Source organism: Shewanella sp. GXUN23E (genome assembly GCF_050865035.1).
Classification (GTDB): domain Bacteria; phylum Pseudomonadota; class Gammaproteobacteria; order Enterobacterales; family Shewanellaceae; genus Shewanella.
Map to the genome: position 1 here is coordinate 75,046 of NZ_JBOZWP010000014.1, position 12,311 is coordinate 87,356.

Genomic DNA, 12,311 nt, shown 5'->3' on the forward strand with positions numbered 1-12,311 from the left:
AGTAAGTCGATTGCTGACATGGCTGTCATTACTGCTGATGACGTCCGCTCAGGCAGACAATGTCCTGCATCTGAATGAATATTCTGAGCCGGGGATCAGTCTCAATAGCTGGATTCAGGTGTGTGAACTGGATGCACTGAGTCTCAACGAGCTGATGCAACTGCCCGAAAGTGACTGGGGCGCACTGGACACCAGCATCACCCAGCGGATCGGCGTCAGCCAGTTGTGGTTTCGCCTGACCGTGGACAACGCCAATTTATATCAGTTGCGGATACTGGCGCTGGATAACCCGCTGCTGGATCGCATTGAGCTGTTTCATCTGAATGACGGTCGCCTGATCGATCATCTGGTAACCGGGGACAGCCTGCCCTTTGCGCAGCGACTCATTCAGAGTACGGCATTTTTGTATCCGATGGAGCTGCAGCCCAACAGTCAGCATACTCTGTATATCCGCATTGATTCCCGTGGCTCGTCGCATCTGGACTTTCAGCTATTGTCGCCGGCGCTGCAAATTCAGCGCACCGAATCCAACTTCCTGCTCAGTGGCATTCAGCTCGGTGCTCTGGCAGCCATCGGTCTGTTCGCCCTGTTTGTCGCCTATACCTCACGCTCGTACAGCTACGCCTACTATTCAGGTTATGTACTGTCGATGACTCTGCTGGTTGCCGCCATTCATGGCTTTGCCTTTCGCTTTCTGTGGCCGGGAATACCGCAATTACAGATCTATGCCATTCCATTTCTCATCCCCATAGTGATGGCTTTCGCGGTCATGTTTACCGAGAAGGTATTACGGCTCAAGCGGGTCAGCATTCGCCAGTTGCGCCTGTGCCGGAGCACCGCGGCCATGGCGGTACTGTTGAGCGTGATATCACCGTTGATGAGTTACGATCTTGCCATCCGGCTGCAGATCCTCATGGTACTGGGTGTCAGCAGCATGTTGATGGTGTTTGCCATGAGGCAGGCACTGCAGGGCGACAAGCTCGCCAAGCTATACAGCATTGGCTGGTGCACCATGCTCAGCAGCGCACTTTATACCGGCATGTTGTATCTGGGATTGCTGCATGCTGACTTCAAACCCCAGCTGCCGGTAATGATTGGCCTGACCTTTGAAGTGTTGTTTATGGCGGCGGTACTGGCAGTACGTTACAACGATGAGCGCCGCGCCAAACAGGATATGCAACAAAAGGCACTGGAGCAGGCGCAGCGACTGAAGGAGCTGCGTGAAGAGGCGCTGAGGGATGAAGAGAAAACCAAGCAGAAGCTGGAGCGCATGGTACAGGAGCGCACACTTGAGCTGGAAATCACCTTAAGAGAACTGAACGAAGCCAACCAGAAGCTAACCGAGAAAGCCACGGTAGATAGCCTGACCCAACTGAAAAACCGCCGAGCCTTTGACAAGCGCCTGATTGCCGAAGGCCGTATCAGTCGTCGCCAGCAAACTTCCATTGCACTGTTAATGGCCGATGTCGATGGTTTTAAAGGGATCAATGACCACTACGGCCATCTGGCCGGTGATGAAATACTACGCCACGTGGCAGAGTTACTTCAGTCACAACTTAAGCGTCCAAGTGATCTGCTGTCACGTTTTGGCGGGGAGGAGTTTGCTATCATACTGCCCAATACCTCTGCCGAAGGTGCACTGCAACTGGCTGAACAGATACGCCAAGCGGTAATGAATGCAGATATTCGTTGGGAAGATGTTCGCATCCCACTGACCATCAGTGTGGGCGCCAGCGCAGCTGTCATCGAATCTGATGAGCACCCGACAGAGTTACTAGAGCAAGCGGATAAGGCCCTTTATCAGGCCAAACAGAGCGGCCGCAACAGGGCATGTCTTTATTCGCCACAGGATACGAGAGTCACCGAATTCAGGAGTCGAATGTGAATATCATTACCAGTGCTTTCCCCAACCGCAGAATGCGCCGCATGCGCAAGCACGAGTTCAGCCGTCGCTTGATGGCCGAAAACCAGCTGACGGTTAACGACCTCATTTATCCTATGTTTGTGCTGGAAGGCAACAATCGTACCGAGCAGGTTGCCTCCATGCCAGGTGTTGAGCGTTACTCCATCGATCTGCTGCTCAAGGAAGCCGAAGAACTGGTGGAGCTGGGCATTCCAATGATCGCCTTGTTCCCGGTAACTCCCGCTGAAAAGAAAACCCTGCTGGCGGAAGAAGCCTACAATCCCGATGCACTGGCGCAGCGCGCGGTACGTGAACTGAAGCGTGAATTCCCGCAACTGGGCGTCATGACTGACGTGGCACTGGATCCGTTCACCACCCATGGTCAGGACGGCATCATCGATGATACCGGCTATATCCTAAACGATATCACCACTGAAATTCTGGTGAAGCAGGCGTTGTCCCATGCCGAAGCCGGTGCCGATGTGGTCGCCCCATCTGACATGATGGATGGTCGTATCGGTGCCATCCGTCAGGCGCTGGAAGCGGCAGGCCACGTAAACACCCAGATCATGGCTTACAGTGCCAAATACTCTTCCAATTACTATGGTCCATTCCGCGATGCAGTGGGTTCTGCCGGCAACCTCAAAGGTGGCAATAAGCACAGCTATCAGATGGATCCGGCCAACAGCGATGAAGCTCTGCATGAAGTGGCACTGGACATCCAGGAAGGTGCCGACATGGTAATGGTGAAACCTGGTATGCCATATCTGGATATCGTTCGCCGGGTGAAAACTGAACTGGCCGTACCGACCTTCGCTTACCAGGTCAGCGGTGAATATGCCATGCACATGGCTGCTATTCAAAATGGCTGGCTGTCCGAAAAAGCGGTGATCATGGAGTCTCTGCTGTGCTTCAAGCGCGCCGGCGCCGATGGCATCCTGACCTATTTCGCCAAACAGGCCGCTCAATGGCTGAAAGAAGGCAAATAGTTCAGCACTGACAGAAGACGCCGCCCGGTACTGCCGAGGCGGCGTTTTTGTATGCCGTCAGACCACCAGGACCCAGTTCAATTAATGTTTTATAAACAAAGTGATCCAGATAACATTCGGCGCGATTGCCACTGGGCAAAAATCCTTCTGCATGATTGGATCAGCGGTATGTAAAGTAAGAGGTTCTGATATGATGACAAACGCGGTAAAGGCACTGCTCGCCACCACAGCACTGTTTTTCAGTGCCCAAAGTCTCGCGGCCGGTGGCTGTGGTTTTGAAACGGAAACTCAGGGGCTCATCGCCACCTGTACCCAAGAGGAACAAGAATTGATTCTGACCGGCATAATCGAACCAAAACAACTGGTAACAGAAGATGATTTCAGCGAAGGCTACCAGAGCTATCAGGTAGATGAGCAGACTCTGGCGGCCTTGAAAGCCGTCGATACGCCAACAGAGATCGTGGTCATCATTGGCACCTGGTGTCCGGATTGTCACCGGGAAACTCCACGCTTTATCCGTATCATGGAAGAGCTCAACAACCCCAATATCACCGCCAGATACATAGGCGTGGATCGTCAGAAGCAGGATCCTGAAGGCCTGGCTGCACAGTATGAGTTTACTCGCATCCCCACCTTTATCGTGCTGCAGAATGGTAAGGAAGTGGGTCGTATCGTTGAGCGTCCAACCGAAACGCTGGAAAAAGATCTGGCCAATATTCTCAACTGAGCTTGCGTTACACGCAGATCAAAAAAGGCCGCTAATGCGGCCTTTTCGGTATTCGACGGTAAGCTAAAGATCAGCCAGCGGCAGAATAGCTTAAATTCTCAGCAAGCTGCTGCAATACACCTTCACGCAACGCGCCACCGGATAAATGCAGCTTATCGATATGCAGCTGCTCAAACAGCGCAATCAGAATCGCCACACCGGCCGCAAAAGTCGGCACACGCTCAGCATTCAAGCCTTTAATACCGCTGAGTTTGATATCTGTCTGCGCCAGAATTTCTGTACGCAAAGCAAACAACACCTCTTTGGTGATGATCTGCGGCTGCTCGCGATGGGCCAACAGCTCCATTACAGACTGCACTGATCCTGACGCCCCAACCACACCATTCCAGCCAAGACGCCGCAAATCCAGCTCTTTATCGCCGAGGATCCGAATGGCATCGACCGCCGCATCTTCAAAATTCTTCAGGCTGTGGGGAAATTTATCGAAAAACTGGCGGGAGCTGGTGACACAGCCAAAGCCGACGCTGGCTTTAAACAGCACTTCCATGCCTTCGCCGACAATAAATTCAGTACTGGCACCACCGATATCCACTACCAGACGACGACCGCCACCAGTGGTGTTGGCCACCATGCCCTGGTAAATCAGCTCGGCTTCACGCATCCCTGAGATCACCTCAATCGGGCATCCCAGCAAAGGCACGGCACGCTGACTGAACTCATCGGCATTATTGACACTGCGCAGTGTCGCGGTTGCCACCGCGGCGACGTTGCGTCTGTCAACTTTGTGATGATCCAGCATGCGGCCAAACATGGCCAGACAATCCAGACCACGTTCCATTACGGCATCGGCCAGACGACCATCTTCACCCATTCCCTCGGCCAAACGCACTTTACGCTTGTACTTGGCGATGATCTTGGGTCTGTGCCCCTCTGTGCGGGCCACCAGCATATTGAAGCTGTTTGACCCCAGAGTTATAGCTGCATAATTGGTCTGGCGCATTTACGAGTGTCTACGGGTCCTGTCATGACGTGGAGGACGACCGCCACTTCGATGTGCGCCCTGTTGTCTTGGCGCACCGGTACGCTCACGCATATTGCGCGGAGCAGTGCTGTGTTTACGATGGATCTTCACCGCCGGAGCCAGATCCTCCAGCAACGCATCTCTGTCATAGTTGCTGACAGGAATGGAGTGCTGAATATATTCCTCAATGGCAGGCAGGTTCAGGGCGTATTCTTCACAGGCAAAGCTGACAGACACCCCTTTCTGACCGGCTCGACCGGTACGACCGATACGGTGGACATAGTCTTCACAGTCATCCGGCAGATCATAGTTGTACACGTGGGACACATCAGAGATGTGCAGGCCACGGGCAGCTACGTCAGTGGCCACCAGAATATCCAATTGTCCCTTGGTGAATTGCTCCAGAATACGCAGACGTTTCTTCTGCGGAACATCTCCGGTCAGCAGACCCACACGATGACCATCGCCTTCCAGCGCCGCCCACAGCTTCTCACACATGTGCTTGGTGTTGGCAAACACAATGGCTTTGTCCGGCCAGTCTTCTTCAATCAACGTCTGCAGCAGACGCAGCTTGTCTTCCATTGATGGATAGAACAGCTCTTCTTTAATATTGCGGGAAGTTTTCTCTTCCGGAGCGATCTCAACCTTTTCCGGGTCGTTCATGTGATCGTAGGCCAGCTCCTGCACTTTCATCGACAGGGTGGCAGAAAACAGCATATTCAGACGGCTTTTGGCATCCGGCATACGGCGGAACAGGAAGCGGATATCTTTAATAAAGCCCAGATCAAACATACGATCGGCTTCATCCAGCACCACAGCCTGAATGGCTGACAGGTTAATCACCCCCTGACGCACATAATCGATAATACGACCAGTGGTCCCGATCAGCACATCAACCCCTTTCTCCAGCACTTTCATCTGGGCGTCATAACCTTCCCCGCCATAAACGATGCCAACCTTGAGTTTGGTATGCTTGGACAACAGCGTGGCATCTTTGGCAATTTGAATCGCCAGTTCACGGGTAGGCGCCATGATGATGGCACGGGGTTGATTGGTTTGACGACCTTCCGGCTCAGCAGTGGTCAACAGGTGGTTAAAAGTAGCAACCAGAAACGCCAGGGTTTTACCTGTACCTGTCTGTGCCTGACCTGCGATATCTTTTTGCTGAAGGAGAATTGGCAGCGACAGTGCCTGAATCGGAGTGCAATACTCAAAGCCGTTTTCGGACAGTGCCTTAAGCACCTGCTCTTGCAGAGGGAACTCGGCAAATTTTTGTTTGGATAAATGTGTTTCGCTCATAGCGCAAGCATACCAGTTAGGGTTGCAATAAGATACTCGATCGTTTGAAATAGCGGCAAGTAAAACAAGGCGTAAGCCAAGGACGGGGCATTCAGTAAAGCTGAGTGCTGACCAGGTCAGGCATCATCACCAGTATCGGTGTTGAAATATTGATTGAGTCCCCGTTCCCGGGCTTGAAATGCCAAAAAACGTCCCCAATATACAGGGTATGCCAATCACAAACCAGCGATGGCACCACATAAACCGGAGAAGATCATGAGTGACAAAATCGTAACCCTGAGCGACGACAGCTTTGAAAATGACGTACTGAAATCAGAACTGCCTGTACTGGTAGACTTCTGGGCTGAGTGGTGCGGTCCATGCAAAATGATCGCTCCAATCCTGGATGACGTTGCCGGCGAATACGAAGGCAAACTGACCGTAGCCAAACTGAACGTTGATCAGAACAACGCTTCTCCAGCCAAGTATGGCGTGCGTGGTATTCCAACCCTGCTGCTGTTCAAAAACGGCGAGCTGGTTGCCACCAAAGTGGGCGCGCTGTCCAAGACTCAACTGAAAGAATTTATCGACGCGCAGATCTAATTGCGGCTCGTTAATTGACTTTTGAGTCAAACGGCACAATTTTCTTGGGGAAATTGTGCCGTACCTTCCGAAAAAATATGGACGCCTCCGTCGGTTAGTGCTACTTTAATAACCAGATTATTTCAAATAACCCATTCCTCTCCGTTCAATCCACTCACGTCATTACAATCGAAGCAGATTGAGCGCGATGAGCCTGTCGCGTAGTTACAAGACCCATCGAAATGAACTTATCAGAATTAAAAAACAAGTCGATTTCCGACTTAGTCGCTTTAGCCGATAGCATGAAACTGGAAAATATGGCCCGTGCCCGTAAGCAGGACATTATTTTCTCCATCCTCAAAGCCCACGCCAAAAGCGGTGAAGATATTTTCGGTGGCGGTGTGCTGGAAATTCTGCAGGATGGTTTCGGCTTCCTGCGCAGTGCCGACGGTTCTTACCTGGCAGGCCCGGATGACATTTATGTATCGCCCAGCCAAATTCGCCGCTTCAATATGCGCACCGGTGATACCATTTTCGGTAAAATCCGTCCGCCAAAAGAAGGTGAGCGTTATTTTGCCCTGCTGAAAGTCAACGAAGTTAACTTCGACAAGCCAGAAAACTCCCGCAACAAGATCCTGTTTGAAAACCTGACCCCACTGCATGCCGAAGAGCGCCTGCGTATGGAACGTGGTAACGGTTCTACTGAAGATATCACCGCACGAATTCTCGACCTGTGCTCCCCTGTGGGTAAAGGTCAGCGCGGCCTGATTGTAGCACCGCCAAAAGCAGGTAAGACTTTGCTTCTGCAGAATATTGCTCAATCCATCACCTATAACAACCCAGAAGTTGTGCTGATGGTGCTGCTGATTGACGAACGTCCTGAAGAAGTGACCGAAATGCAGCGTCTGGTTCAGGGCGAAGTGATTGCCTCAACCTTCGATGAGCCAGCCAGCCGTCACGTTCAGGTTGCTGAAATGGTGATCGAAAAGGCCAAGCGCCTGGTTGAGCACAAGAAAGACGTAGTGATCCTGCTGGACTCCATTACCCGTCTGGCCCGTGCTTACAACACTGTTATCCCGTCATCAGGCAAGGTACTGACAGGTGGTGTGGATGCCAACGCCCTGCACCGTCCAAAGCGTTTCTTCGGTGCCGCCCGTAACATCGAACATGGTGGCAGTCTGACCATTATCGCGACCGCGCTGATCGACACCGGCTCCAAGATGGACGAAGTGATCTACGAAGAGTTTAAAGGTACCGGTAACCAGGAACTGCACCTGTCCCGCAAGGCGGCAGAAAAGCGCGTATTCCCTGCTATCGACTTCAACCGCTCCGGTACCCGTCGCGAAGAGAAGCTGACCACTCAGGATGAACTGCAGAAGATGTGGATCCTGCGCAAAATCCTCAATCCAATGGATGAGGTAGCTGCAATGGAGTTCCTGATCGACAAGCTGGCGATGACCAAGACCAACGAAGAATTCTTCGAAGCCATGAAGCGCACCAAGTCTTAATCAACCGCTAAATGCCGATGAAAGCCACTCAATTGAGTGGCTTTTTTGTTGACGTTACAACTCAGCAAGCGCATCCAGATATACCAATTTCATTTCATAGTTGATCTGTATCAGCGGGAGTTCAATGCGCTTGAGGCAAGGTCACCAACCGCTCCCCGGCAACTGCTCCTGCGTTGCTCTACCTCCTGCATCCATGCAGTCGTGCGTTAATGACATTCGCCCCATCCCTGTGGCTTGCAAGCTGGCGAAGTCATAGTGGTGCCATGTCAGAACGGCTCAACGCATTGAAACCCGCACTGAGTGAGCGTGTCAGGCGTCCAGCTTGTGTGTTGCATTGCTTTCAAAGGGAGTCACCCTTACTCAATCAATGCGCCTTGAATCAGCATCCCTGACGCGCTCTGAATTGATCAGACTATTAATGAAGTTGGTATTACGCAGTTCTACCGGCGTTAATACAACGAAAAAAGCCACCCGCGAGGGTGGCTTTGACATAACGGAGTAAGATTATTTGCGGTAATCAGCGGTTTTTGGCGTGAATACCAGGCGCTCAGCAAGACACCAGAGTGGCTGACATCTTGCGGCGCAGATAGGCAATCTGCTGCATGTGTGGCAAGTCTTTCGGACAGTTGTCCTGACAGCCCAGCAGTGTCATGCAACCGAATACCCCATCCTGATTGCCTATCACATGATAGAAATCATCGGCACTGCGGGCATCGCGGCTGTCCAGCTCGAAGCGGGCGATCTTCATCAGGCCGACGGCCCCCACAAAGGTGTCACGCATCTGCTTGGTGGCGCAGGCTGACACACACACACCGCACTCCACGCAGCGCTCCAGCTCATACAGCTTGGCGGCCTCTTCCGGATCCATCGGCGCTTCCAGCACATGAATGTCCTGATCATCACCCCGCGGGTGCAGCCACAGCTTCAGACGCTCAGCAATTTCCCGCATAAACTTACCGGTATTCACCGACAAGTCACCAATCAGCTCAAAGCCAGGCAGTGGCATCAGGGTAATGGTCGGGTCGCTAAACTTGCTGGTCAGGGTACGGCAGGCCAGTGTCGGCATGCCGTTAATCACCATGGCGCAGCTGCCACAGATACCGGCACGGCACACGAAGTCAAACTGCAGTGAGCTGTCCTGCTCTTCGCGCAGACGGTTCAGGGCGATAAACACTGTCATTCCCGGCGTTTCATTCAGCTGATAGCTGACCATTTTCGGCTTGTCGCCCGGCTGTTGCGGGTCAAAACGGAAAATTTTGAAGGTAAGGGTACGGCCCTGACTCATGAGTTTTTCTCTCCAACATGGGCTGACAGCTTGTCGATCAACCGCTCGTTCTTTGGCATTAATTCTTCAGGTAATTCAAATGGCATCAGCGCCTGTTGTTGCTCATAGCGATCAGCATGCTCGCCCAGCTCAGCCAGCTTGATGGCTATTTCTGCCTCACGCTTGGCGGTGTCAGGGTGCGGGATGGTATTGTCGATACCATAGCCACGGTAACCGGGTGGCAGCTCCATCTGCATCACGTCCAGATCTTCATAATGAATTTCCGGCTCCAGCGCATTGGCATCCGGCCAGCGGCACAGGGTGCGCTTCAGCCAGTCGCGGTCGTTACGCTGTGGGTAATCTTCCCGGGCGTGAGCACCACGGCTCTCGGTCCGGGCCGCAGCACCACAGGCAACGGTCAGCGCAACTTTAATCATGCGGCGCACCCGCAGGGCTTCTACCAGCTCAGGGTTGGCATGACGCTTCTTGTTCTTGACGATAAGGTTGCGACTGCGCGCCAGCAGCGCTTTGAGGCCTTCCACCGCTTTGTCCAGCTCGGGACCATTACGGAAGATACCCACATAGTCCATCATGATGCGCTGCATTTCCTGCTTGAGCACATAAGGACTTTCACTGCCTTCACCGTCGATCAGCTCATCAATTTCGCTTTTGAGCTCACCCATGGCCTGCTCAACCAAACTGGTATCCAGTACCAGATCGTTGTTTTCACCAAAATCGGCCACGTATTTACCGATGATCATGCCGGCAACGACGGTTTCCGCCAGGGAGTTACCGCCCAGACGGTTAAAGCCGTGCATATCCCAGCAGGCCGCTTCACCTACGCTGAACAGACCTTTGAGCTGCGGACTTTCGCCTGTGGCATCAGTACGGATACCGCCCATGGAATAATGCTGAGTCGGGCGCACAGGGATCCAGTCCACCGCCGGGTCAATCCCCAGGAAGTATTCACAGATTTCCTGCACTTCACGCAGGTTGGTTTCGATATGTTCACGGCCCAGCAGGGTGATATCCAGCCACAGGTGCGGACCGTATGGCGAATCCACACCTTTGCCTTTGCGCATATGCTCTGTCATGCGACGGGATACCACGTCGCGGCTGGCCAGCTCTTTCTTTTCTGGCTCATAGTCAGGCATAAAGCGGTGACCATCGACGTCACGCAGCAGACCACCGTCACCACGACAGCCCTCAGTGGTCAGAATGCCCACAGGCACAATGGCGGTTGGGTGGAACTGCACCGCTTCCATATTTCCCAGGGTCGCCACGCCGGTTTCCAGCGCCATCGCCTGGCCGATACCTTCACAGATAATGGCATTGGTGGACACTTCATAAATACGGCCATAACCGCCGGTGGCGATGGTGGTGGACTTGGCGATATAGGCACGCAGTTCACCGGTGATCAAACAGCGGGCAATGACCCCATGACAGCGCTTGCCGTCGTGAATGATCTTTAAAGCTTCCATGCGCTCATGCACTGGAATGCCCAGAGAAATGGCTTTGTTGTCCACTGCGTACAGCAGCGAGTGGCCGGTGCCGTCGGCGGTATAACAGGTGCGCCACTTCTTGGTGCCACCAAAATCACGGGCGTTAATCAGGCCATGGGCCGCTTCCGCTTCTTCAATGGTCACCTTCTCGGCATTCACTACCACCTGACGTGGACCTTTGGTCACCCGGGTCCAGGGCACACCCCAGTTGGCCAGCTCACGTACCGCTTTTGGGGCGCAGTGAGCGAACATACGGGCGACAGTTTGATCGCAGCCCCAATCGGAGCCTTTGACTGTATCCTGGAAATGGACGTCTTCATTGTCACCCATACCTTTAACGGTATTGCCCAGGCTGGCCTGCATACCGCCCTGGGCCGCAGCCGAGTGAGAACGTTTAGCAGGGATCAGGGACAACACCAGAGTGTCCAGTCCCCGTTCTTTGGAGGCGATGGCAACCCGCAGACCGGCAAGGCCCGCACCCACCACCAATGAATCTGTATAGATAATTTTCACGCTTGTTCCTTACCGCAGCTTCCTGTGTGACAGGTCACTGCGCTATCACGGCTGAATGGCTTAGTTGGGTGAATAAGGTGTCACCGGCAAGCTCAATTCGCTGCCAATCAGCAAGTAACACATCAGGCTGGCAATCCCCAGCACCATCAGGTAAATCAGCAGCATATGGGCAAAGGCACGCAGCTTTTCACGCTGGAATGTCACGCCCCATTTCACTGCAACCCGGTACAGACCAAATACCGCATGCACTACCACAGCAGGCAGCAACAGGGCGTACAACAGCCAGGTGTTGTCGTGATACACCCGCTCGGCACTCATATTCGGGCCAATGGCCGGCGCTTGGATCATCTCAAACAGATGCACAGGCACGAGGAAGAACAGCGCAGCGCCGGTCAGCAACTGGAAGTACCAAATACGGGTATCGCGATGGTTGATAGTATTAAGACTGGATTGCAGTGCACGCCACTGACCCAGCTGGGTAGGAAAGCGTCGCAGTGCCGTCAGTGCATGCACCACGAACACCAGCAGCATAAACACAGAGATGATCTGGGTAATAATGGGGAAGCCCTTACCGTCATCACTGAACATGCTGCCTTCGAGGAGATGCACCACGTGATAGAAAGCATCTTTTCCCAGCAGAATGCTGGATTCAAAATGCAGGTGGAACAACAAAAATACGCCCATCAATACCCCGGTAGCACTCTGCAACCGATCGACCTTGGCCGACCAGTGATGCCCGAGCACCCGCGGACTGACGGGATTGGGTACATAGGTTTTGGTTGTCATTTTATATTTTTACATCAGATGTGGCCGAAACCGGCCTGATTTTGAGTAGGGAAGGTTAAGATAGCAGCGCCGATGTTAACCGTGGCGCAATAATGAACAAGTTGCGACACAGATCACCGAAGAGATGACTATTTTCAGAGAATGATCACGCGCCAGCTGCCAAATACCCCCACCGGACAGACCAATTAACCAATAAATTCATTTAGTTATCGAATATTAAATTCGCAAGTTTAAATTT

At 52.9% G+C, this 12,311-nt stretch carries 10 protein-coding genes; 5 read left to right on the plus strand and 5 right to left on the minus strand.

Features of this window, described 5'->3' with window-relative positions; genetic code table 11:
• Positions 1-37: 37 nt before the first annotated feature.
• The 3 genes from ACRRUX_RS13140 to ACRRUX_RS13150 all read left to right on the plus strand — a co-directional run bounded on the left by ACRRUX_RS13140 (position 38) and on the right by ACRRUX_RS13150 (position 3,619).
• Positions 38-1,885, plus strand: a complete 1,848-nt coding sequence (locus ACRRUX_RS13140) for a sensor domain-containing diguanylate cyclase (RefSeq protein WP_432531091.1) — start codon at positions 38-40, stop codon at positions 1,883-1,885.
• A complete protein-coding gene (gene hemB, locus ACRRUX_RS13145; RefSeq protein WP_432531026.1) occupies positions 1,882-2,892 on the plus strand; it encodes a porphobilinogen synthase in 1,011 nt (336 codons plus the stop codon). The genes ACRRUX_RS13140 and hemB overlap by 4 nt, the downstream gene beginning before the upstream one ends.
• Before the next feature lie 193 nt (positions 2,893-3,085).
• Positions 3,086-3,619 carry a thioredoxin family protein gene (locus tag ACRRUX_RS13150; RefSeq protein ID WP_432531093.1) on the plus strand — a complete coding sequence of 178 codons (534 nt, stop codon included), beginning with the start codon at positions 3,086-3,088 and terminating at the stop codon, positions 3,617-3,619.
• Positions 3,620-3,689: 70 nt separating this feature from the next.
• On the opposite strand, the gene ACRRUX_RS13155 is transcribed toward ACRRUX_RS13150, so the two are convergent.
• Complete coding sequence (locus ACRRUX_RS13155) at positions 3,690-4,619, minus strand: exopolyphosphatase (protein WP_432531028.1); 930 nt, start codon at positions 4,617-4,619, stop codon at positions 3,690-3,692.
• The gene (rhlB, locus tag ACRRUX_RS13160; protein WP_432531030.1) at positions 4,620-5,939 is read right to left on the minus strand and encodes an ATP-dependent RNA helicase RhlB; all 1,320 of its coding nucleotides are present in this window, start codon (positions 5,937-5,939) and stop codon (positions 4,620-4,622) included. It abuts the gene before it with no gap.
• A gap of 255 nt (positions 5,940-6,194) precedes the next feature.
• Here rhlB and trxA point away from each other — a divergent pair, with 255 nt between their 5' ends.
• Both trxA and rho read left to right on the plus strand, forming a co-directional pair.
• Positions 6,195-6,521 carry a thioredoxin TrxA gene (gene trxA / locus ACRRUX_RS13165; protein ID WP_432531032.1) on the plus strand — a complete coding sequence of 109 codons (327 nt, stop codon included), beginning with the start codon at positions 6,195-6,197 and terminating at the stop codon, positions 6,519-6,521.
• 221 nt (positions 6,522-6,742) lie between these two features.
• Complete coding sequence (rho, locus tag ACRRUX_RS13170) at positions 6,743-8,008, plus strand: transcription termination factor Rho (RefSeq protein ID WP_432531034.1); 1,266 nt, start codon at positions 6,743-6,745, stop codon at positions 8,006-8,008.
• 547 nt (positions 8,009-8,555) lie between these two features.
• On the opposite strand, the gene ACRRUX_RS13175 is transcribed toward rho, so the two are convergent.
• The 3 genes from ACRRUX_RS13175 to ACRRUX_RS13185 are packed head-to-tail and all read right to left on the minus strand — an operon-like array spanning position 8,556 to position 12,073.
• On the minus strand, positions 8,556-9,293 hold the full coding sequence (locus tag ACRRUX_RS13175) for a fumarate reductase iron-sulfur subunit (protein ID WP_432531036.1): 738 nt from the start codon (positions 9,291-9,293) through the stop codon (positions 8,556-8,558).
• Positions 9,290-11,287 (minus strand): fumarate reductase flavoprotein subunit, encoded by a 1,998-nt coding sequence (locus ACRRUX_RS13180; protein WP_432531038.1) that lies wholly within the window; start codon positions 11,285-11,287, stop codon positions 9,290-9,292. Before ACRRUX_RS13180 ends, ACRRUX_RS13175 begins: the two co-directional genes overlap by 4 nt.
• Before the next feature lie 60 nt (positions 11,288-11,347).
• Entirely contained in the window at positions 11,348-12,073 is a 726-nt protein-coding gene (locus ACRRUX_RS13185) for a fumarate reductase cytochrome b subunit (protein ID WP_432531040.1), read from the minus strand.
• Positions 12,074-12,311: the final 238 nt, after the last annotated feature.